The organism is Thalassovita sp., assembly GCF_034670005.1.
Taxonomy (GTDB): Bacteria; Pseudomonadota; Alphaproteobacteria; order Rhodobacterales; family Rhodobacteraceae; genus Thalassobius.
This window is the reverse complement of record NZ_JAXMOH010000004.1, coordinates 63,037-85,988: the sequence shown is the minus strand read 5'-3', so window position 1 is coordinate 85,988 and position 22,952 is coordinate 63,037. Positions and strand designations below refer to the sequence as shown.

Below are 22,952 nucleotides of genomic sequence, written 5' to 3'. Positions count from 1 at the left end.
GGGAACGACGCAGCCACACTACATCGCCTGCCACGCGCGGCACCGGTCGCATCGATCATATCGCAGCACATCTGTCAGAGGCCGTTCTGCCGATATCCGTTCTTCATCAGACAGTTATTGTCGCGGCGGGGGTCTACGTGGTGCAGGATAAAAGGGCAGCTCAAAGGCTGCCCTTCGAGGTGGCCTTGAGCAATGGTCAGGCCAACAGGTCGTATTCCACGCCGCCTAGCAGCAGGTTGATCTCGGACTGCGCCGCTCCGTCCACCAGAGCCCAGAGAATTTGGCCCGACGCCCGATAGATGACAAAAGCCTCTTGGGTACCGGCCACGCCTGCCCCCGCAGTTTCGGTGAAGTTCACCTGAAACTGATCTCGCGTCGCGATGCCCCCGAACTGCAAGAGGTCGCCATCCGCCGCGTTATAGTCCTGAATCCAGTCCGAGCCGTGATCGTAAACGCCCAGATGGTAAAACCGGTCCGCGCCGGCGCCGCCATTGACCCGGTCATAGCCGAAACCACCATTGATGAAATCATCGCCGTCACCGCCAAAGATCAGGTCCGACCAGGCCTGCCCGGTCAGCGCATCATCTCCTGCCGCCCCGATCACCGTATCGACGCCGAAACCGCCGATAATCGTGTCATTGCCATCGTCGCCGCGCAGTTCGTCATTGCCATAGCCGCCGTCGATGCTGTCGTTGCCGTCGCCGCCATAAATGACGTCGCGCAGGTCGTTTTCGCTGTCACCACCGATCAAGGTATCGTCACCCTCCCCCCCGATCAGAGTGTCCAGCGCGTCGCCCCCAAGAAGACTGTCATCGCCCGCCTCACCGCGCAGAAGATCGTTACCGCCAGCGCCACTAAGCGTATCATTGCCCGCAGACCCCGTCAGCGTATCCGCGCCTTCGGTGCCGGTCTGGTTCGTTCCTGCAAGAGCCAACAGTTCGTCCATTGTCATCGTCCGGTCGGTGAAGACGAACTGGTCGACGTATTCGAACGTGTCGACCCCATCGGCCGAGATGATCGTTGTACTGCCCTGAAGGTCGTCATGCTGTACCGTGATCGCAGCCGAGCTGGCAGCAACCTGTGCGGTAACACCATCAGCCTGCCAATAGCCGATGATCGAGTCGTTGCCCGCCCCACCTACAAAGGTGTCCGCACCGCCGCTGCCGATCAGCGTATCGTCTCCAGCGCCGCCCTCGATCAGGTCAGCCTGCGCGTTGCCTACAAGGCTGTCATCGCCGCTCCCCCCCTGAAGCCACTGGCCCACCGAACTGAAGATCGAATAGGTCGAAACCGCAGCATTGGAGAACTCAACGCTGTCGATATCGATCAGACGGTCGGTGCCCTCGGACGAACGGATCATGATCGCATCGCCCTCTTGCCAGACCAGCGCTTCGGTGGTCGCAACGCCCATCACCACAGTGTCCGCGCTCGAAACGCTACCCGCGTCGCCACCATCAAGCGTGTCATCGCCAGCGCCGCCTTGCAGTTCGTCACGGCCCGCGCCGCCATTCAGTGAATCCGCCCCGGCCCCGCCAATCAATGTGTCGTCGCCCGCACCAGACAGGATCGTTTCGCCGCCATCCCCGGCTACGTGCCGCCAGTCGAGTTGTTCATAGGCCTGTGCATAGGTGAACGTTTGGTCGTCGGTCAGGCTGACCATAAAACGGACCTGTTCGACATCATTCAACTGGTCGGTGCCGTCGGCGGTGGTGATCGTCAGGTTACCGTCGGTCCCGGAAAACACCGCTTCGCTTCCGTTTACCCGATAAACAGCAGTGTCTGTACCGCCCCCCCCGTTCATCGTGTCGGCGCCGGCGCCGCCCTCTAGATAATCGTCGCCGCTCCCCGCTGAGAGCACATCATCGCCCGCACCGCTGGCGATCCATTCCGCGCCATTGCCAGTGCTCAGGGTGTCGTTGCCGTCTGTGCCTTCAGTAACAGGCAGCAGCAGTTGACGCTGTAAATTGCCCTGACCGCTCCAGACCACGGCCAGAGCGCCATTATCCAGAAGGGCTATTTCGGGTTCCCATTCGTGACCTGCGGGGTTAGCGGAGAGGCTGAATACTTCTCCGCTGGGGGTGCCATCGTCGTTAAACGACCGGGCCATCACATCCGCAGAGCCGTCAGAGGACAAGTCGTCATCGCTGAGCGCCAGTATGAATCCACCGCCGGGCAGCGCCACGATCGACATCCCTCCAGACATCAGCGCAGCATCGAAAGGTTGAAAAACCGCCGTTTGCGGCGTGCCGTCGGCGTTGTAGATCCGCGCCAACGTAACGGAGTCGGAAGCATTGACGTCCTGCCAGACCACGACGAAGCGACCATTCGACAAGGCCCCAACATGGGGCGTCCATTGAGAATCCGATCCTGCTTCATAGATCATGCTGGCGAGACTGCGTTCGGACCCGTCCGCGTTGAAGACCTGAACAAAGGCCCCGGAATCGGAACGGCCATCATAATCGGCTAGACTAAAATGCCTTCCGTTCCAGGCGATGACAAAGCCGCCATCGGCCAACCCCGTCACCGTTGGTTCGGTATGGGTTACCGAATGTTCGGGGTCGGTTTGCGGCACCTCGTCCTGAATCAGGATTTCACCGCCGACTGCGTTGCCATCCGCCGTATAAACCTGTGCGCGCACCTCGCGCCCAGAGGGAAGATCGCTGATCCAGGTAATCGCAAACCCGCCCCCGGTCAACGCGCCGATATCGGGTGTCGCCTGGGCGTCAAGGATCGTGGTATTCACCCTGAAAGCCGCGGTCACGGGGGTTCCGGCAGCATCGAAAACCTGCGCTTGGATGTCCATTTCAGAACTGCCGCTCGCATCCTCGGCCCAAACAACAACATAGTCACCGCCCGGCAACGCCACCACGCGCGACGACATGATAGAGGTTGAAACTGAGCGTATTTCGTTCACGGACGACCGTTCAGTCCCGTCATCGTTGAAAACCTGCGACCGAACCCGATACAGACCATCCGAATAGTAACCATCATCGACCCAAGCGACGACATAGCCACCACCGGGCAAGGCGCTAATATCACCTTCCCGAGTGTCGCCATATGTTGTGGCGGACGCAATCGGCGTGTCGGCTAGAATGGGGAGATAGGTAGTCATAAGGGCACCTCTGTGAATTTTCTAAAATTTTATTTCTTTGTCGCTGACGGGTCTTTGATCCACATCACCCCATAACCGGGACCACCGAGGTAAACCCGGAACTGGGCGTGTAACGAATTTGCTTAAGTCATCCACTTATGTTACAAAATAGTAAGCGATACATTTTTAACGTAACATTTAACTTGCCTCGAATCGACGCGCAAGGTATCCCGACTACACGGTCGGCTTTGCTGAGCAAGCAGGCAGACGGAAATTAATTCTCCCGCTTCAGCTGCGGGTGTCGAAAACAGAACAGCGCAGACACTGCGCATCACGGTATTCGGGCCGCGGATCTATTCCACGGCCATAACTTAGAAACGGGAGGTCCTGAGATGTATGCACAGATGATTCAATCGACCGGTGAAGGGGTGAAATCTCGGGATGAAATGAGCCCCGAAGAGGCCGCCTTTCAGAGCAAGGTCGACGCAGATATCAAGATCGAACCGCGCGACTGGATGCCCGAGGGTTATCGCAAGACGTTGATCCGCCAGATCGGCCAGCATGCGCATTCCGAAATCGTTGGCCAACTGCCCGAGGGCAACTGGATCACCCGTGCGCCCACGCTGGAACGCAAAATGATCCTGCTGGCCAAAGTACAGGATGAAGCAGGCCACGGCCTGTATCTCTATTCGGCCGCCGAAACGCTGGGCATCACCCGGGATGAACTGACCGAATCCCTGCTGACCGGCAAGATGAAGTACAGCTCGATCTTTAATTACCCGACGCTGAACTGGGCCGATATTGGCGCGGTCGGCTGGCTGGTCGATGGGGCCGCAATCATGAATCAGGTGCCGCTGCAGCGGACCTCATATGGCCCCTATAGCCGCGCGATGATCCGCATCTGCAAGGAAGAAAGCTTCCACCAGCGGCAGGGTTACGACATCATGATGAAGATGGCGCAGGGCACGCCGGAACAGAAGAAAATGGCGCAGGATGCGCTCAATCGTTACTGGTACCCCTCGTTGATGATGTTTGGGCCTTCGGATGCCGAAAGCGTCCATTCTGCCCAGTCGATGGCGTGGAAGATCAAGATCAACAGCAATGACGAACTGCGGCAGAAATTCGTCGACCAGACCGTGCCGCAGGCCAAATATCTGGGCCTGACCGTTCCCGATGAGAACCTCAAATGGAACGAGGAAAAAGGCGGTCACGATTTCAGCGAACCGGACTGGAGCGAATTTTTCGACGTGCTCAAGGGCAATGGCCCCTGCAACACCGACCGGTTGAACGCCCGGATCAAGGCCTGGGACGACGGTCAATGGGTTCGCGACGGGCTGTTGGCCCATGCCGAAAAGAAGGCCGCGCGCAAAGTCGCTGCGGAATAAGGGTAGGAGACAATCAGATGAAACATGAATGGCCCCTTTGGGAAATCTTCATCCGTGGCCAGCACGGAATGAGCCACCGCCACGTCGGTAGCCTGCACGCGCCGGACGCCGAAATGGCAGTCAAGAACGCCCGCGACGTTTATACCCGCCGCAACGAAGGCGTATCGATCTGGGTGGTCGAAGCGCGTCACATCACCGCCACTGCACCGGGCGACAAGGGTCCGATGTTCGAACCGTCCGAAAGCAAGGTTTACCGCCACCCGACCTTTTTCGACATTCCCGACGAAGTGGGGCACATGTGATGGCGGATCTGGATAAGGATATGCTGGGCCAATTCCTGTTGCGGATGGGCGACAACACGCTGATCCTCGGGCACCGGGTGTCGGAATGGTGCGGCCATTCCCCGGTTCTGGAAGAAGATATTGCGCTGGCCAATACCGCGCTTGATCTGCTGGGCCAAACCCAGTTGTGGCTGGGCTATGCCGCCGAGGTTCAGGGCGAAGGTAAAACTGCCGATGACGTGGCCTTCCTGCGCGATGCCTGGGATTTCCGCAACCTGCTGCTGGTCGAACTGCCCAACGGGGATTTCGGTCGAACCATGATGCGGCAATTCCTGTTCGACGCCTTCCATTCGGTTCTGTTGGGTCGGCTTATGCATTCAACCGACGAATCCGTGCGCGAGATTGCCGAGAAAGCCAGCAAGGAAGTCGCCTATCACGTCGAACGTTCTGCCGATACGGTGGTTGGGTTGGGCGATGGTACTGAGGAAAGCCATGCAAGAATGCAGGCAGCGCTGGAATACCTATGGCCCTATGTAGGTGAAATGTTCGCCAGCGACGACACCGACCGCGCCATCGCCGCCGCAGGCGTGGCCCCCGACCCGGCAAACCTGCGCGACGATTACGACGCGCTGGTAAGCAGGGTGATGGCCGAGGCGACTTTGACCATCCCCGACATCGACTTCGCCCATAAGGGCGGGCGTAGCGGCGCGATGCATACCGAACATCTGGGCCATATCCTGTGCCAGATGCAATGGCTGCAACGCGTTTATCCCGGGGCAAGCTGGTAAGGGGATCGGGGGTGTTTCCGACCCGGAAAACACTGCGGATTTTGAAACGGAACTCCGCCCCCACCTAGCCAAGTGATGGTATGAACCAATGACACATCCAAGCACCGAACAGGTCTGGGACTGGTTGAATCAGGTGCCCGATCCCGAGATTCCTGTGATCTCGCTCACAGATCTGGGCATTATCCGTGATGTCGCCTGGGAGGGCGACACCTGCGTGGTGACCGTCACCCCTACCTATTCCGGCTGTCCTGCCACCAGCATCATCAACCTCGATATCGAAACCGCCTTGCGCGGCCAAGGCATCGACAAGATCGAGATGCGCCGACAGCTCAGCCCGGCCTGGACCACCGACTGGATGTCGGATGCAGGCCGCAGGAAACTCGAAGACTACGGCATCGCCCCGCCGCAACCGGCAGGCGGCCCCACACGCTGCCCGCATTGCGGCGGCGCTCATCTGGAAAAGCTCAGCCAGTTCGGATCGACCCCATGCAAGGCGCAGTGGCGCTGCATCGACTGTCTTGAGCCTTTCGAATATTTCAAGTGCATCTGAGGAGGAGCACATGGCGCACTTTCACGATCTGGAAGTCACCGACATCCACAAAACCATCCGCGACGCGGTGGTTGTCACGCTGAAACCTGTCAACGGGGCAGCGACCGAATTCGACTTCATTCAAGGCCAATATCTGACCTTCCGCCACGATTTTGATGGCGAAGAACTGCGCCGGTCCTATTCGATCTGCGCTGGCAAGGATGACGGCGTTTTGCAGGTTGGTATCAAACGGGTCGATGGCGGTGCGTTTTCAACCTGGGCCAATTCCGACCTGAAGGTTGGCGACAGATTGCAGGCGATGCCGCCAATGGGCGGGTTTCACACCCCAATCGATGCATCCGCCGAGAAGCACTACCTCGGTTTCGCCGGTGGATCGGGCATCACACCCGTCCTGTCGATCATCAAGACCACTCTGGCGCGCGAACCGCAGTCTAGCTTCACCCTGATCTATGCCAACAAGGCGGTGAATACGATCATGTTCCGCGAGGAACTGGAGGATCTGAAGAACACCTATCTGGGCCGGTTCAACGTGATCCATGTGCTGGAAACCGACGCGCAGGAAATCGACCTGTTCACCGGGCTGGTGACCGAAGAGAAATGCGCCCAGCTGTTCAAAACCGGCTGGATCGATATCGAAAATGTCGACACCGCTTTCATCTGCGGCCCAGAACCGATGATGCTGGGCATTGCCAAGGCTCTGCGCGATCACGGGCTCGACGACAGCCAGATCAAGTTCGAACTTTTCGCCAGCGCCCAGCCCGGCCGCGCCAAGCACCGGGTTAAAAGCAGCGCAGAAACCGGCACCGGCGGGGTGATATCTGCATCCATCACGCTGGATGGGTCAACTCGGACCATCACAGTGGAAAAGGACCAGTCCCTGTTGGATGCGGCGCTGGCAAACAACCTGCCCGCACCTTACGCATGCAAGGCTGGTGTTTGCTCGACCTGCCGCTGCAAAGTCCTGAAAGGGGAAGTGGAGATGTTGACCAATCATGCCCTGGAGGACTACGAAGTAGAAAAAGGGTATGTTCTGTCTTGTCAGTCCTATCCCGTTACGGCCACGCTCGAGGTGGATTACGATCAGTGAGGTCCCGCGCCATGGGAAGTGACATGAGCATCGAAGACTATCTGGCGCAGGGCGGTGTCCTGTCCAGCCCGGACAACGTCCCGCCACGATATCGCGCCGAGCTTTTGATCATCCTGACAAGCTATGTGGATTCCGTGCTGGCCGGTGCTGCCGGGTTCGCGGAGGTGATCAATTTTGCCCCTGGAATACGCGAACGCATAGCGTCCGCCCGGGTGGTTCTTGAGATGAACCAGACCGCTGAAATGATCCTGACGGTGCTGGAAGACTTCGGCACCGATACGGAACGGTATGTTTCCCGCCATCCCTGGGCCAACCGGCTTGCCCGTGGGGCAGATATCGGCGGCAAACGGATGAAGGAAGATGAACGCCTTGCGGTTTATTGTTATCCGTTACGTGGTTGGAACGACGCCGTTTTTCATAACCTGTTGATGGCCCGGGCTGCAGCCTGCCAAATCCGCGATTTGGTTCATATTTCCTATCAACCGGCCGCCGAGGCATTCCGCAATATCCTTCCGATCATCGAAGCGCATATTGACATTGCAGATGCCGGAGGCGCGATCTGCCTGACAGAAGAAGGGCCCGAGGCGGCCCAGGCATCGATCGACTACTGGTGGCCACGCGTTGGTCTGTGCTTTGGTGGCAGAGAGACCGAACGCGAGAAGAAATTGATGAAACTCGGACTGAAACACACCGGAAATCAAGCTCTCCGCCAGCTTTGGGACGAAGACTGCGAACAGGCACTGACCAAGCTTGGCCTGCAACGCCCCGAATAGTCTGCCATAAATGACCTTGTTCTTCAGGCTATCGAAAATGTGCCCATGACTGCGCCGTTTTTTCAGCAAAACCTCGACCGCCTGCAACGTTGTGGACCGTTGAAAGTCTGGTCGGTGGTTGTCACTATATTGGGCGATTTCAGCGAAACACGAGATATTCAGATCAGCGGTCGGGTGCTGGGCCTGTTGGTGGGACGCATGGGCATCACCAATCAGGCGCTCAGGGTCGCATTGCACCGGCTGCGCCGTGACGGCTGGATCGAGGCCGAAAGAAAAGGCCGGACTTCGAACTATTTCCTGACGGACCAGGGTTGGTCGATGACCCAAGCGGTGCGCCCGATCATTTATACCGATGAAATTGACCGGTCACAGCCTGTCCACTTGGCCATTGCACCACCACAGATGTCAGTACCTGAGATCGCTGATACCCTGCCAGAAGAGGCCGTAGCCCTGTCGGGGAGAGCTGCAGTCGTTGCCGGTCAGCCTGACGATCTTGTACCAGACTGGCTGATCACCGATTTCGCGTCCAGCGATTTACCCGAATGGGTCATCACGGCCCTCTGCCCAGATGATCTGCAGGCCGATTATGCCTTGCTGTCAAAAAGTGTCCGGGCACTGTGCCTGCCACCGCCAAATGATCTATTGGACCGGACGGTATTGCGTCTGCTGGCACTGCATCACTGGCGCCGGTTGCGTCTGCGTCATGGTCCGCTGCCGGACCTTCTGCTGCCGCCGGATTGGGTGGGGGCCGATGCGCGCCAGGCAGTGCTGGCCGTATTGAACGCCCTGCCCCGCCCGTCACTTGCCGATCTGCAAGCGGCCTATGAGCAAGAAAGCAGTGGGTAATTCCCTCAATACAGGTTCGGACACGCACAATTGCGTTGCAAATGAAAAAGGCGCCCGGTTTCCCGGGCGCCTTTCTTGTTCTTATCCGGAACCTTAGCCGATGATGGCGTTCAGCGTGGCGCTCGGACGCATCACTTTGGTCTTCAAATCCATTGAGGGGTGGTAATACCCGCCGATTTCGGCAGCACCGCCCTGCGCAGCGGCCAGTTCGGACAGGATTGCCGTTTCCTTCTCTGCCAGTTCCTTTGCAATCGGGGCGAAATGGGCAGCCAGTTCAGCATCGTCCGTCTGCGCGGCCAAGGCTTCGGCCCAGTAGCGGGCGAACCAGTAATGGCTGTCGCGGTTGTCCGGTTCCCCCACTTTGCGCGACGGCGACCGGTTATCGTCCAGAATACCTTGGGTTGCCGCTTCGGCGGCTGTGCCCAGCACACCAGCCTTAGCGTTGCCCTTGCTGTCGGCAAGGAAGTTCAGCGATTCCGACAGCGCACAGAATTCGCCCATCGAATCCCACCGCAGATGGTTTTCTTCAACCAGCTGCTGCACATGTTTCGGGGCCGACCCGCCAGCGCCGGTTTCAAACATGCCGCCGCCATTCATCAGCTTGACGATCGACAACATCTTGGCCGAAGTGCCCAATTCCAAGATCGGGAACAGGTCGGTCAGGTAATCGCGCAACACGTTGCCTGTGATGGCGATGCTATCCTTGCCGGCGGTGATGGTTTCCAGCGACGCGCGGGTTGCTTCACGCGGGGCCATGATTTGGAACTTGTCGGCAACGCCCGCCGCGTCCAGCGCGGGACGTACGTATTTGATCAGTTCGGCGTCATGGGCGCGATTTTCATCCAACCAGAAAATCGACTCAAATCCGGTCAGCCGCTGACGATCAAGAGCCAGTTGAATCCAGTTTTCGATCGGTGCCTTTTTCGCGGTGCAGGCGCGCCAGATATCACCCGCCTCAACATCCAGAGAATGCAGGACGTCGCCATTGGCCAGAACGACGCGAATGCTGCCATCGGCGGGGGCTTCGAACGTGGTCGGGTGCGATCCGTATTCTTCTGCTTTCTGCGCCATCAGGCCGACGTTTTGCACGGTACCTGCTGTGGCCGGGTTCAGTGCACCATTGGTCTTGAAGAATTCAATCGCTTCGTCATAGACCGTGGCATAGCAATTGTCGGGGATGATGCAGTTGGTGTCTGCCTCGTTGCCGTCCGGACCCCAGCCCTTGCCGCCAGCGCGGATCAGCGCCGGCATCGAGGCGTCGATGATCACGTCCGAAGGCACGTGCAGGTTGGTGATGCCTTTGTCGGAATTCACCATGTACATCGCCGGACGATCAGCGTTCAGCGCATCGATATCGGCCAGGATTTCGGCGGCGTTGTCCATGTCCGCGATGCGATCCAGAACGTCGCCCATGCCGGAATTCGGGTTCACCCCTGCCGCGGCCAGCGCATCACCGTATTTGTCGAAGATCGGGGCCAGCCAAGCCTTGACCGCGTGACCGAAGATGATCGGGTCCGACACCTTCATCATCGTGGCCTTCAGGTGGATTGAGAACAGCACGCCGTCTTTCTTGCTGGCCTCGATTTCATCGGCCAAGAAGACGCTCAGCGCTTTCGCGCTCATGAAAGTGGCGTCGACCACTTCGCCCTCGATCAGCGGCCATTTGTCTTTGAGCACGGTGACCGCGCCGTCCTTGCCCACGAATTCGATCTTCGCGTCGCCCGCCTGATCTGCGGTCAGTGTCGCCGAGACCTCATTGGCATAGAAATCGTTGCCCGGCATCGAAGATACATGGGTCTTGCTGTCGGATGCCCATACGCCCATCCGGTGCGGATTTTTTTGCGCGTAGTTTTTAACAGCTTTGGCAGCCCGGCGGTCAGAATTGCCTTCGCGCAGAACCGGGTTCACAGCCGATCCCTTGATCGCGTCAAAACGGGCGCGGATCGCTTTTTCTTCGTCGGTTTTGGGGTCTTCGGGATAATTCGGAATGTCATAGCCCTGCGATTGCAGTTCAGTGACAGCCGCGACCAGCTGCGGTACCGATGCCGAAATGTTCGGCAGCTTGATCACGTTGGCATCCGGCGTCTTCACCAACTCGCCAAGTTCGGCCAGATCGTCGCTTTGACGCTGGTCGTCGGTCAGGTTTTCCGGGAAGGTCGCAAGCAGACGACCCGCCAGAGAAATATCCTTGGTCCCAACGCTCACCCCGGCAGCCGAGGCAAAGGTACGGATGATCGGCAGGAACGAGGCCGAGGCCAGCTCGGGCGCTTCGTCTACAATGGTATACAAAATGTCGGGGTTCGATTTCTCAGCCATTTTTTCTACCTTTCTATTTTTTTCAGGGTGGTGTGGTTGATGAACTGCAGCGGCACTGCAATCCGGAAAATGCGTGGTGCAATCGGCCATATCGGGCTGACACAGCTTTCAGGCTTTGGATTTCACGCCTGCAATAGAGGACGAGGTCAAAAAGATCAATTCGCCATTGGCGAAATCTTTGCGGACATGATGCCACGGTCGCGTTCAGGCCGAATTCAACCACGACATTCCTTACCCGATTGAACCCTATTCGCCGATTGGGTCTTCCGGTGACACTTCGACCAACACGCTATGCGCCGTAACCTGACTGCCCGGTTCGACATGGATTGCGGACACGGCACCACAGACATCAGAGGGCTGCATATGTTCCATTTTCATCGCTTCCAGCACCACAAGAACATGCCCTTTTGTCACCCGCTGCCCCAATGTGACCGCAACAGCGGACACCGTGCCGTTCATCGACGCAGCGATCTGTCCGGTTCCCGCCGTATTTGTCAGATGAACCGGTAAATGACTGAGATCGGTGAAATCCCAGGACCGGCCCTGTTGATGAAGCCAAACAGTGTTCCCATCCCGGCTCAGATGGACGGTCTGTTGCTGGCCACCGCGCCGGAGACGCACCGCGCCGCCGGTCAAAGTTGAGAGTTGCAACGTGCCGTAGGCGTCGCCCAGCGCGACTTCGCATTGTCCGTTCCGTTCGACAGTGACCCTGGCTTCGAACGTTTTGTCATTCCGACCCAGCCTGACCGGCACCGCATAGCGGTGCGGCAATGCCGTCCCGTCCCCTACGGCCAGAATTGCGGCCACTATCATGGCCACATCCGTTTCATCTGCGGTTTTATCGGGCAGCAATTTGGTTTCGTTCTGCGCTACAAACCCGGTTGTCACAGCCCCTTCAACGAAAACCGGGAGGGTCAGGCAATCGCTCAGAAAGCCCTGATTTGTCCGCACACCGGCTACGATGGTCTGCGTCAGCCCTGCGATCAGCCGCCGCCGTGCGCTTTCCCTGCTCGGACCATGTGCGATCAGCTTGGCGATCATGGAATCATACTGTTCCGGTATCTCGGTTCCGTCAGCCAATGCATGATCGACCCGCAAATCCAGCGCCGGTTGCCAATTCAGCACCCGTCCGCTTTGCGGCAGGAAATCCCGGCCTGGGTCTTCAGCGCAAAGCCGAACCTCGATGGCATGGCCCTCCAGCTTCACATCGGCTTGTGCCAGCGTCAGATCTTCGCCCATTGCGATGCGTAGCTGCCAGTCGACCAGATCAAGCCCGGTCAAGGCTTCGGTCACCGGATGTTCCACCTGCAGCCTTGTGTTCATTTCCATGAAATAGAACTTGCCCTGACCGTCCAGCAGATATTCGAAGGTCCCTGCCCCCTCATAGCCAATCGCCTGTGCTGCCCTGACCGAAGCGCGCCCCATCCGGTCACGCAGATCGGCATCCACGGCGGGTGACGGGCTTTCCTCAATCAATTTCTGATGACGCCGCTGCACGGAACAATCGCGTTCGCCCAAATGGATCACATTGCCTTGCCGATCTGCGAGGATCTGCACCTCCACATGGCGCGGTGTTTCGATCGCCCTTTCCAGCAATATACCATCATCGCCGAACGCGCTGAGCGCTTCGGATTTGGCACTGCGCAATCCGGCGTCGAAATCTTCGTAGCGGATAATCAGCCGCATCCCGCGCCCGCCGCCACCAGCCCGGGCCTTGATCATTACCGGAAAGCCCAGCTTTTCCGCCTCGCGTCGCAGACCGAGCGGCGATTGATCATCCCCGAGAAATCCTGGCACGCAAGGCACACCTGCCTCGATCATTGCGGCCTTGGCTGACGATTTGTCGCCCATCCGGCGGATCGTGTCTGCCGACGGTCCAACAAAAACCAGCGCCGCTGCGGCGCAGGATGCGGCGAAATCCGCGTTTTCGGCCAGAAACCCGTAGCCGGGATGCACCGCATCGGCGGCAGTATCCTTGGCCGCCCGCAGGATCGCTTCGCTATTCAGATAACTGTCCGATGGCGCCGCGCCGCCGATATGTACCGCCTGATCGGCATAACGCACATGAGGCGCATCCCGGTCAGCATCGGAATAGACTGCCACCGTGGCCAGTCCCATGCGCCGCGCCGTGCGCATGATCCGCAGCGCGATTTCACCGCGATTAGCGATCAGCAACTTTTGAAACGGGGTGTCCTGCATCGTTTCGTCTCCGCTCAGGGCCGCGCCACGGCAAATTGCATTGGATTAGGTTGCCGCGCGTCACCTGCGCGGGCAATCTTCATCAATTCGACCAATAGCGAGCGTGTATCGCGCGGATCGATGACCCCGTCATCCAGCAAGCGGGCCGAAGTGTAGAAGGCGCTCATCTGACCATCAAAGGTTTCGACGATTTTGTTCTTCATCGTCTGCATTTGCGCGTCATCCACCGGTTGACCGGTCCGTTCGGCCCGGGTGCGCTGCACTACTTCCATTGTACCCGCCGCCTGTTCACCGCCCATCACGGCGGTTTTCGCATTCGGCCATGAGAAGCAGAACCGGGGCTGAAACCCGCGGCCGCACATGCCGTAATTCCCAGCACCGAACGACGCACCGCAATAGATCGTAAATTGTGGCACGGTGGCATTGGTCACCGCCTGGATCATCTTGGAGCCATGTTTGATCATCCCCGCTTCTTCATATGATCGGCCCACCATGTATCCGGTTGTGTTGTTGAGATAGAGGATCGGAGTTCCGGCTTGGCAACAGGTCTGGATAAAATGAGTCGCCTTGGAGGCCCCGGCAGGGTCGATGGGGCCGTTATTGGTAATGATACCGATTGGCCAACCGGCAATGCGGGCATTGCCACAGACAGTAGCGGATCCGTAGCGGGCACCAAATTCGGTAAACCCAGACCCGTCCACGACCCGCGCGATCACCTCCCGCATATCGACCGGCTGACGATAATCTTCCGGCATGATGCCCAACAATTCCGAGCTGTCATAGGCTGGGGCCTCAAAGTCCCTCGGCTCGACCTCGTGTGACCAATCGAATCCTGCCATGATGTCGCGAGCCAGCCCAATGGCGTGGCGATCATCCTCGGCCAGGTAATCGCCCAACCCCGAGATGCCAGTGTGCATTTCGGCTCCGCCCAGATCTTCTTCGCTGGCGATTTCGCCGGTCGCGGCTTTCAACAAGGGCGGTCCGGCCAAGAACGCCCGGGTGCGACCGCGCACCATGATGATGTAATCCGACAGCCCGGTCTGATAGGCTCCCCCTGCGGTGGAACTGCCATGTGTCACCGTCACCACCGGCAAGCCCGCCGCCGATAACCGGGCGAAATTGCGGAAAAACCCACCGCCGCGCACGAAATCCTCTACCCGGTAGGACATCAGGTTGGCCCCGGCGCTTTCCACCAGTTGCACGAAGGGTAGTTTGTTTTCCAACGCGATTTCCTGCGCCCGCATCTGTTTTTCCAGCCCCATCGGCTGCAACGATCCGGCGGCAATACCGGAATCGGACGCCGCAACCATACAGCGGATGCCCGAGACATATCCGATCCCGGCGATCACCCCGCCGCCCGCCACCGATTTATCCCTATCCCTATTGTCCAGCCCGTAACCGGCCAGCTTCGACAGTTCGACAAAGGGCCGCCCCGGGTCCAACAACAGCGCCACCCTGTCGCGCGGTAGCAGTTGCTGGCGTTTCTCAAACTTTTCCCGCGCTCGTTCCGAGGCCAACACCGTGCGCGTTTCGATCTCACGCATCTCGTCCAACAGTCCAAGCATATGCGCCCGGTTCCTGACGAACCCCTCGGATGCGGGGAAAATGGTGCTGTTCAGTTTTGCCATCGGCGCAACCTCTTGCTTGGGACAATGCCGGTTTCAGCCTATCCTAGCGAAATCCGGATCAACTTGCGCCGGTTGGCTGTGAATTCAGCCTTTCAGCGCAAGTCCGCCAATTTGATCCGTCCATATTGGGCGCAAGGAGAACCTGACATGCTGACACTCTGGCATTGCGAAGATGCGCGCAGTTTCCGACCGCTTTGGGCACTGGAAGAACTGGGGCTGGACTTTGAGCTGAAAATGCTGCCCTTCCCGCCGCGCGCGTCCCGCAAGGACTATTTCGCCGAAAACCCGCTGGGCACGATCCCGCTGCTGGTCGATGGCGACACGCGAATGACCGAAAGCTGCGCCATGCTGCACTATCTGTCGCTGCGCCACGGTCAGGGCCGTTTCGCAGTGCCGACTGAACATGGCGAATTCGGCGCCTACCTGAACTGGCTGCATCACGGCGAGGCAACGCTGACCTTTCCGCAGACGATCTACCTGCGCTATTCGCGGATGGAGCCCGAAGACCGCCGCCTGCCGCAGGCCGCCGAGGATTACCGGCTTTGGTTCCTTGCGCGGCTGAAACTGCTGGAGCCCCTGCTGTCGGACGGGCGCGACACGCTGCTGCAAACGGGCTTCACCATGGCCGATATCGCGGTGCATTACGCGATCGAACTGGCGGTTCTGCTGGGGCTGCGCGACGACCTGCCCCCCGAAACCCTACGCTGGTTCGACGGGCTGACCTCGCGGCCCGCCTATCAGCGCGCCAAGTCCCGGCAACGCGCCGGGGCAAAGGCCGAAAACCTGCCCCCGATGCCGTTCTGAAAGGCCCAACATGTCCAAGGCGATCCTTACCTGCGCCCTCAACGGCGTTCTGACCAACCCCGCCCAGCACCATATCCCGGTCACACCCGAAGAAATGGCCGAAGAGGCAAAGCGCGCCTATGACGCCGGGGCGAGCGTCATGCATATCCACCTGCGCCAGCAAGCGCCCGGCAAGGGTCACCTGCCCAGCTGGGATATCGGCCTGTCGCGGCAGGTGCAGCAGGCGATCCGCGACGCCTGCCCCGGCGTGATCATCAACCACACCACCGGTACGGTGGGCCCTGATTACCAGCCCGCTTTGGACGTGGTGACGGCCACGCGACCGGAAATGGCCGCCTGCAATGCTGGATCGTTAAACTACCTGAAAATAAAGGCCAATGGCGACTGGGCCTGGCCGCCGATGCTGTTCGACAATCCGGTGGAAAAGGTGCAGAATTTCATCGACGCCATCACCGGCGCCGGCGCGATCCCCGAATTCGAATGTTTCGACACCGGCATCGTACGTAGCGTCGGCATGTACCGCGCGGCGGGGATGTTTACCGGCACCGCGCAAATGAATTTCGTGATGGGCGTGGCATCCGGCCAACCCGCGCGGACTGACCTGTTGCCGATTTTGGCAGATCTCGCCCCTGAAGACAGCCGCTGGCAGGTCACCGCCATCGGGCGAGACGATATCTGGCCGCTGCACCGTATGACCGCTGAACTTGGGGGGCATCTGCGCACCGGTTTAGAAGACACGTTCTATTTACCCGACGGACAAAAAGTGAATTCGAACGGCGCTTTGATCGAAGCCATAGCCAACACCGCACGGGAAGCCGGTCGCGAGATCGCCTCACCTGAAGAAACCCGCGAAATTCTCGGGATCTGAATAAAATCGGCCACCGGCGCCCGCGGATGTGAATTCGAGAGAATAAACCGTTATGGTTGAAAATGGCGGCGGTAGCGCCTCACTTGAAAAAGCGACCAGCAGTCGCGAAGCGTGCAACCTTTAAGCATCTGAATCTCAGGCATTTTGCAGGAAACGTTAGAAAACTTCGTGTTTTATGTGAAGTCCGCACCGCCCTATCAAAGGTACATCCATTCTATACAATAAATCCAACTATCCGTTCTAATTGAATACAACAGCGATTCATTGCACGGAAACCTTGATATGCGTCTAAAAATAAGAACACGTTTAACGATAACATTTTTCGTCCTGTGCTCCTTCTCGGTCGGTCTTGGCGCAGTCGCGCTACACGAACTGCGCCAGATGAAAGAACGGAACGAAACGCTCGTGAATACAGAGTTCAAAACCGTGGTTGAAATCGAGAAACTGGGTAGAATTCAAGAGGAAATACAGGTTGTTGTCCGGGATTACCTACTGAACAGGGATCCGGAAATCCGGAAATCTCTGCAGACCGAATTAGAAGCACTGGAGGCCAATGAGTCGGCACTGATCGCCAAAGCCCGGGACGGAGCCCCGCCCGAAAAGCTAGACTTCCTGAATGCATTCGAACAGATCAAGGATGACATGCAGCGAATGGATCATACCGTGATGGAAAAGGCAAAATCCGGTAGTGTCATGGCCGCAGCGCGCAAGTTACGAGACGAAAGCAAGACATATCATGACGCGATGATCGCGTTGATCGACGCCACATTGGCCACAGAAGACGCCGCAATGCACCAATCTCTGGTACAAACAGATGCCGAATATCATACCACTTGGGAAATGTTGGCGGGGCTGATCGGATTAACGATTCTGATCAGCACGATCATGGCGGCGCAGATCACCCGCAAACTCAACCGCGGTCTGACCTGGGCCATTACGCTCAGCCGGAAGGTTGCTGAGGGTGACCTGACCCAAACCGCCGAACATAAAGAAAGAAACGAACTGGGAGACCTGCTGGACAATCTCAACGCAATGGTCGGCAGCCTCCGGTCCATCGTCTCAGATGTAGGTTTCAGCGCGGCCAACGTGTCGTTAGGATCGGGACAATTGGCTGAAACCTCGATCGCGCTCAGTGGGGCAGCGATGAAGCAGGCCAGCGCCACCGAAGAAGTATCAAGCGCCGTTGAAGAAATGACCGCCAATATCGGTCGCACCTCACAGGACGCACAGGATACGCGGGACATTGCGATGAAATCTGCCGCTGGCGCACGGCAAAGCGGCACCGCAATGGAAAAAGCGTTGAGCGGCATGGCCACCATCATCGACCGCATCCAAGTGATACAGGAAATTGCCCGGCAAACCGATCTGCTGGCACTGAATGCTGCTGTCGAAGCGGCCCGCGCCGGGGAACATGGCCGCGGTTTCGCTGTGGTTGCCTCGGAAGTCAGAAAGTTGGCCGAGCGCAGCCAGGAAGCGGCGACCGAAATCGACCGACTGTCAGGCAGCACGGTAGAGGCAGCCGACCAAGCAATGGAAATGCTCGACACGCTGGTCCCCGATATCGAACGCACCGCCGATTTGATCAGCGGTATTTCGGCTGCCAATTCTGAAATTTCCGTCGGCATGACCCAGATCAGCCAGTCGATCCATGACCTCGATGCCGTATCGCAGGAAACCAACGCTTCGTCCGAGGAAATGTCGGCAACAGCCGAGGAACTTTCGGCCCAATCCGACGCCCTGAAAGACACTGTCGCGACTTTCATCGTCGATAACGGAGACGTGCAAGACATCGCCTCTAAGCCGGCTTCGGTTCCGACCCCGTCATCGGCAAAAGGCGACGCGAATGCTGATTTCAGGCCAAAAGAAACGCAGCATCAGGCCAAAGCCGCTTAGCACGGACTTCGGCAGTTCAAGCGATGTGGTGCCTCAAGCGCCACATCGCTTTTATGAACGTTACTGAGGTGGTAAATTCAGACAGGACGTCTGCCCAGCGACCTGTCACAAATAGGCCAAAAAGAGCAAAAGCGGAGTGACCGGCCCTGCAAGCCACGATATCCGCATGGCAACCGGTCACTGGCCCAAGAAGGCTGCAACCAATACCAGATCATAACCATCCACGGTCATACGCAGGCGAACACATTACAAAACACAAGCAGGACGTACAGCGGAGCAGACTCGCCGCGATGTTGAAAATGGGATGCGATGGAGTGGCAAAGTATGCCAATTTCAGAATTTCGCGGGATACTTTACAGCGCAAGCAGCTGAAAATAATCACAAAAATAAATTGGTAGGCCCGGCAGGATTTGAACCCGCAACCAAAGCGTTATGAGCGCTCTGCTCTAACCGTTGAGCTACAGGCCCACCTTGCCCCCTGATTATGCGGAGCATCTCAAAGCGTCAAGCACGATGGCGACAGCTTCCAGATTGAGCTAAGGTCAATTTCCGCAGCGTAAACCGGTCTTTTGACGCTGCGTTGCGGACTGCCCCTATCTGGACAAAATTGAACTGATCGTTTCACTTCCCGCCCGAAGACGGGGCCTGCGCCACTGCGCGGGTGGGATGGACCAGACAGGAGGATCCAATGCTTGGAAAAATGATCACGCAGCAACTGACCATCAGTTCGCTGATCGCCCATGCCGCGCGCTATCACGCCGGAACCGAGGTCGTATCGGTGGAAACCGATGGTGGGCTCTATCGCTCCAACTGGGGCGAAGTTGAGCTCAGGGCGCGCAAGCTGGCCTCAGCACTGGAAGCGCTTGGAATTGAAAAGGGCGACCGCTGCGCAACGATCGCTTGGAACAACATGCGACACCTGGAAATCTACTTCGGCGTCGCCGGGGCCGGTATGATCTGTCACACGATCAATCCGCGTCTGTTTCCAGAACAGCTGATCTACATCATTAACCATGCCGAAGATAAGGTTCTGTTTCTCGACAGCACCTTCCTTCCGGTCGTGGCCAAGCTGGGCGAACACCTGAAAACCCTGCGCCACGTAGTGTTGATGGGACCGCGCAACGAAGAAGCAGCGGCAATGGTGCCGGGACTGAAATTCTATGACGAGTTGATCGAAACCGGCGAAGACGATTATGTCTGGCCCGAGATCGACGAAAATAGCTCGTCCTCGCTCTGCTATACGTCGGGCACGACGGGCAATCCCAAGGGCGTGCTTTATACCCATCGGTCCACCGTGCTGCATTCGATTGCCGGCAATCAGCCCGACGGGTTGGCGCTTTCGGCGCGTGAAAGCGTCATGCCGGTAGTTCCGATGTTCCACGTCAACGCTTGGGGCATTCCCTATATGGCCCCGGCCGCCGGTAGCAAGCTGGTGCTGCCGGGACCGAACCTGGATGGCGACAGCCTGGTCAAACTGATCGATCAGGAAAAGGTGACGCTGGCGCTTGGCGTGCCGACGATCTGGATGGGTCTGCTGCAATCGCTGGAAAAACTGGGCAGCATGGCCGAATCCCTGACCCGGACTGTAATCGGCGGATCAGCCTGCCCGCCCTCGATGATCACCGCATTCCGCGAAAAATACGGGGTTGAGGTGATGCATGCCTGGGGTATGTCGGAAACCAGCCCGCTGGGCACCATGAACAAGCTTCTGAAAAAGCATGAGACGCTGAGTGAAGACGAACAGAACAAGATCCGCGAAGGTCAAGGCCGCCCGCCCTTTGGCGTCGAACTGCGCATCGTTGATGACGAAGGTCACGTCCTGCCAAACGATGGTGAAACGCAAGGTGAGCTGCAGATCCGCGGCCATTGGATCGTCGACACCTATTTCAAGGTGGAAAAGACCGCTCTGACCTTGGACGGCTGGTTCGACACCGGCGATGTCGCCACCATTGACCCGGATGGTTTCATGATCATCCGCGACCGCAGCAAGGATATTATCAAATCGGGCGGCGAATGGATTTCCACCGTCGAGCTGGAAAATATCGCCATCGGTCATCCCGGCGTTGCCAATGCTGCCGCTATCGCAGCGCGGCATGAAAAATGGGACGAACGCCCGGTTCTGGTGGTCCTGCCTGTCACCGGGGCCAACCCCAGCGAAGAAGAGCTGCTGGCCTTCTACGAAGGCAAGATTGCCAAATGGCAGATCCCCGATCGGGTGATTTTCGTCGACGCTTTGCCCATCGGCGGCACCGGTAAGGTGCTCAAGAACAAGCTGCGCGACGAATACGGAGATGTATTGATCGAGGCTGTTTAAACTTGATCAATGCTTCGTCCCCGGCATGGCCCACCCGTGCCGGGGACCCTCTTTTGGACGCATATCGTTAAACTTTTCGGCATGATATTGCCTGAATTTGACCCTTTTGCCCCCATTTGCGCGCCAGAAACATCTGACAGACTCAGACTACCCTGAAACATGGCCTGGCTTTATCCAAACCAGGTCCGAACTTGTTAGGAGTATGAGTTATGACCAATTCACTGCGCCCCCCGGACAAACCGGTGGCTCCGACATCGCAGCAGGTCCCCAAACCGCACACAGGTAAGCCCGACAAATATCATCCGGTCTATCCCGACTACGCGATCATCTGAGTGACCGTATTGAGGTCTTGCGTTAAAAGAGTGCATGACGCCCGTTAGCTCGATCCGCAATCTCGGCCCCGCCGTCGAACAAGCCTGCGCCCGCGCCGGCATCCATTCGGCCGAGGCCCTTCGCGCCCTTGGCGCCGACGCCGCCTATGCCCGCCTGCTTGTCAGTGGCACCCGCCCCCATTTCATCGGCTATTATGCGCTGGTCATGGGATTGCAGGGACGTCCTTGGAACGATTGCCAGGGATCGGAAAAAGACGCCCTGCGCGTCCGTTTCGACGCGATCAAAGCCGAAACAAAGCTTGTTGCCTCGCACGCAACCGAACTTGAAAAAGCACTGGATGCAATCGGCGTCATTAAAAAAAACCCGGCTCGGGTGACACCCGGCCTTTGCCCATCAAAGCAAAGACCGCGCACGTCCCGTCATGGCCGCAAAGCGGGCAGCCCCACCCCGGTGCTGTCGAACCCGCCATCCGAGGCAATCACCTGACCGGTAACATAGCTGGCCTTGTCAGAGCATAAGAACACAATCACATTGGCGATCTCATCCTCGCTGCCATAGCGGTTGAGCGGGATCGCGTCGTGGTAGGCATCGATGATCTCCTGTGTATGTACCGCCATCGCCAGCTTGGTCCGCACCGGGCCGGGACAAACGCAATTGGCGCGGATGCCGTATTCGCCCAGTTCCGCCGCCTGCTGCTTGGTCAGCTGGATTACCGCTGCCTTCGAGGTGCCATAGGCCACCCGCAGGGTCGAGGCGCGCAAGCCGGAGATCGACCCGATATTGACGATCGCGCCCTTGCTTTCCTTCAACGCCGGGGTGGCCGCTTGGGTACACAGGAAGGTGCCGTCGAGATTGGTCGCCATCACCCGCCGCCACATGGCGAAATCGCAATCCTCGATCGGGCCGAACTCGGCCACTCCCGCATTATTGACCAGCGCGTCGATCCGCCCAAACGCGGTCAACGTATCTGCCATGATTCCCGCAACCTGTTCGGGATCGGAAATGTCATAGGGCAAGGCCAGCGCCCTTTCCCCCAGCGGTGCCATCGCCCGGTCCAGTTCTTCCCGGTCGCGGTCCACCAGGGCCACCGACCAACCCATGTCCAGAAACTGTTTCGCCGTGGCCAGTCCGATTCCCCGGGCCGCGCCCGTCACGATGGCGGTTTTTTCCATGTTCGTTCTCCCTTTGCGGCGCAGGCTATCCAACCGCACCGGCGCTGGCAAAACGAAAAGGGCCGCTTTCCGAAGAAAGCGGCCCCATGTTCATCCGTTCGGGACGGGTGGCTTAGCCGACCAGTTCCAGACCCGAGAAGAAATAGGCGATCTCAACCGCAGCGGTTTCTTCCGCGTCCGACCCGTGGACCGAGTTTTCGCCGATCGACAGGGCGAATTCCTTGCGGATGGTGCCTTCTTCGGCTTCGGCCGGGTTGGTGGCGCCCATCACTTCGCGGTTCTTGGCAATGGCGTCTTCGCCTTCCAGAACCTGCACAACGATCGGCTCGGACGCCATGAATTCGCACAGTTCGTCATAGAAGGGACGTTCAGCATGCACGGCATAGAACACGCCAGCCTGTGCCTTGCTCAGGTGAATACGTTTCTGCGCAACAATACGCAGGCCAGCCGCTTCCAGCTTGGCGTTGATGGCGCCAGTCAGGTTGCGCTTGGTGGCGTCGGGCTTGATGATGCTAAAGGTGCGTTGAATGGCCATGATATTGTCCTCGGTTACCGGGGCCGGGCCCCTGCCCGACCGTATGGAAATCGCCGCCCTGCTATCATGCGCACTACGGTTTGAAAAGC

At 58.4% G+C, this 22,952-nt stretch carries 18 protein-coding genes, 1 tRNA gene and 1 pseudogene; 13 read left to right on the top strand and 7 right to left on the bottom strand.

Going from position 1 to position 22,952, the window contains the following annotated elements; genetic code table 11:
- Positions 1–196: 196 nt before the first annotated feature.
- Complete coding sequence (locus tag VOI23_RS09930; RefSeq protein WP_323784612.1) at positions 197–3,112, bottom strand: hypothetical protein; 2,916 nt, start codon at positions 3,110–3,112, stop codon at positions 197–199.
- Between the two features lie 371 nt (positions 3,113–3,483).
- Here VOI23_RS09930 and paaA point away from each other — a divergent pair, with 371 nt between their 5' ends.
- The 7 genes from paaA (at position 3,484) to VOI23_RS09895 (ending at position 8,801) form a co-directional block, all read left to right on the top strand.
- Positions 3,484–4,476 (top strand): 1,2-phenylacetyl-CoA epoxidase subunit PaaA, encoded by a 993-nt coding sequence (gene paaA / locus VOI23_RS09925; protein ID WP_323784611.1) that lies wholly within the window; start codon positions 3,484–3,486, stop codon positions 4,474–4,476.
- Between the two features lie 17 nt (positions 4,477–4,493).
- Positions 4,494–4,778, top strand: coding sequence for a 1,2-phenylacetyl-CoA epoxidase subunit PaaB (gene paaB / locus VOI23_RS09920; RefSeq protein WP_323784610.1), 285 nt, complete (start codon positions 4,494–4,496; stop codon positions 4,776–4,778).
- A complete protein-coding gene (gene paaC, locus VOI23_RS09915; RefSeq protein ID WP_323784609.1) occupies positions 4,778–5,545 on the top strand; it encodes a 1,2-phenylacetyl-CoA epoxidase subunit PaaC in 768 nt (255 codons plus the stop codon). The genes paaB and paaC overlap by 1 nt, the downstream gene beginning before the upstream one ends.
- Before the next feature lie 88 nt (positions 5,546–5,633).
- Positions 5,634–6,095: a 1,2-phenylacetyl-CoA epoxidase subunit PaaD gene (paaD, locus tag VOI23_RS09910; RefSeq protein ID WP_323784608.1), complete on the top strand. Its 462-nt coding sequence runs from the start codon at positions 5,634–5,636 to the stop codon at positions 6,093–6,095.
- Positions 6,096–6,105: 10 nt separating this feature from the next.
- Positions 6,106–7,182 carry a 2Fe-2S iron-sulfur cluster-binding protein gene (locus VOI23_RS09905; RefSeq protein ID WP_323784607.1) on the top strand — a complete coding sequence of 359 codons (1,077 nt, stop codon included), beginning with the start codon at positions 6,106–6,108 and terminating at the stop codon, positions 7,180–7,182.
- Between the two features lie 23 nt (positions 7,183–7,205).
- Positions 7,206–7,955 (top strand): Phenylacetic acid catabolic protein, encoded by a 750-nt coding sequence (locus tag VOI23_RS09900; protein WP_323784606.1) that lies wholly within the window; start codon positions 7,206–7,208, stop codon positions 7,953–7,955.
- A 45-nt stretch (positions 7,956–8,000) separates the two neighbouring features.
- Positions 8,001–8,801, top strand: a complete 801-nt coding sequence (locus VOI23_RS09895; RefSeq protein ID WP_323784604.1) for a PaaX family transcriptional regulator C-terminal domain-containing protein — start codon at positions 8,001–8,003, stop codon at positions 8,799–8,801.
- Positions 8,802–8,894: 93 nt separating this feature from the next.
- Here the strand turns inward: VOI23_RS09895 and VOI23_RS09890 are convergent, their stop codons facing one another.
- From VOI23_RS09890 to VOI23_RS09880, 3 genes are all read right to left on the bottom strand, one after another.
- On the bottom strand, positions 8,895–11,117 hold the full coding sequence (locus VOI23_RS09890; protein WP_323784602.1) for an NADP-dependent isocitrate dehydrogenase: 2,223 nt from the start codon (positions 11,115–11,117) through the stop codon (positions 8,895–8,897).
- Between the two features lie 246 nt (positions 11,118–11,363).
- A complete protein-coding gene (locus VOI23_RS09885; protein WP_323784600.1) occupies positions 11,364–13,316 on the bottom strand; it encodes an acetyl-CoA carboxylase biotin carboxylase subunit in 1,953 nt (650 codons plus the stop codon).
- 14 nt (positions 13,317–13,330) lie between these two features.
- Entirely contained in the window at positions 13,331–14,944 is a 1,614-nt protein-coding gene (locus VOI23_RS09880; RefSeq protein ID WP_323784599.1) for an acyl-CoA carboxylase subunit beta, read from the bottom strand.
- A gap of 147 nt (positions 14,945–15,091) precedes the next feature.
- Here VOI23_RS09880 and VOI23_RS09875 point away from each other — a divergent pair, with 147 nt between their 5' ends.
- The 3 genes from VOI23_RS09875 to VOI23_RS09865 all read left to right on the top strand — a co-directional run bounded on the left by VOI23_RS09875 (position 15,092) and on the right by VOI23_RS09865 (position 18,509).
- Complete coding sequence (locus VOI23_RS09875; protein ID WP_323784597.1) at positions 15,092–15,748, top strand: glutathione S-transferase; 657 nt, start codon at positions 15,092–15,094, stop codon at positions 15,746–15,748.
- A gap of 10 nt (positions 15,749–15,758) precedes the next feature.
- Positions 15,759–16,616 (top strand): 3-keto-5-aminohexanoate cleavage protein, encoded by an 858-nt coding sequence (locus tag VOI23_RS09870; RefSeq protein WP_323784596.1) that lies wholly within the window; start codon positions 15,759–15,761, stop codon positions 16,614–16,616.
- Between the two features lie 282 nt (positions 16,617–16,898).
- Positions 16,899–18,509, top strand: coding sequence for a methyl-accepting chemotaxis protein (locus VOI23_RS09865; RefSeq protein WP_323784595.1), 1,611 nt, complete (start codon positions 16,899–16,901; stop codon positions 18,507–18,509).
- 392 nt (positions 18,510–18,901) lie between these two features.
- Here VOI23_RS09865 and VOI23_RS09860 read toward each other — a convergent pair.
- Positions 18,902–18,977 (bottom strand) — tRNA-Ile (locus VOI23_RS09860).
- 220 nt (positions 18,978–19,197) lie between these two features.
- On the opposite strand from VOI23_RS09860, the gene VOI23_RS09855 reads away from it, so the two are divergent.
- The 3 genes and pseudogenes from VOI23_RS09855 to VOI23_RS09845 form a co-directional block, all read left to right on the top strand.
- Positions 19,198–20,823 carry a long-chain-fatty-acid--CoA ligase gene (locus VOI23_RS09855; RefSeq protein ID WP_323784593.1) on the top strand — a complete coding sequence of 542 codons (1,626 nt, stop codon included), beginning with the start codon at positions 19,198–19,200 and terminating at the stop codon, positions 20,821–20,823.
- 209 nt (positions 20,824–21,032) lie between these two features.
- Positions 21,033–21,155, top strand: a complete 123-nt coding sequence (locus VOI23_RS09850; RefSeq protein ID WP_323784592.1) for a hypothetical protein — start codon at positions 21,033–21,035, stop codon at positions 21,153–21,155.
- Positions 21,156–21,189: 34 nt separating this feature from the next.
- Positions 21,190–21,516, top strand: a pseudogene (locus VOI23_RS09845) (TfoX/Sxy family protein); the annotation flags it as partial.
- 59 nt (positions 21,517–21,575) lie between these two features.
- Here the strand turns inward: VOI23_RS09845 and VOI23_RS09840 are convergent.
- Together VOI23_RS09840 and ndk are read right to left on the bottom strand one after the other, a co-directional pair.
- On the bottom strand, positions 21,576–22,328 hold the full coding sequence (locus VOI23_RS09840) for an SDR family oxidoreductase (RefSeq protein WP_323784591.1): 753 nt from the start codon (positions 22,326–22,328) through the stop codon (positions 21,576–21,578).
- 112 nt (positions 22,329–22,440) lie between these two features.
- Positions 22,441–22,863: a nucleoside-diphosphate kinase gene (ndk, locus tag VOI23_RS09835; protein ID WP_323784590.1), complete on the bottom strand. Its 423-nt coding sequence runs from the start codon at positions 22,861–22,863 to the stop codon at positions 22,441–22,443.
- Positions 22,864–22,952: the final 89 nt, after the last annotated feature.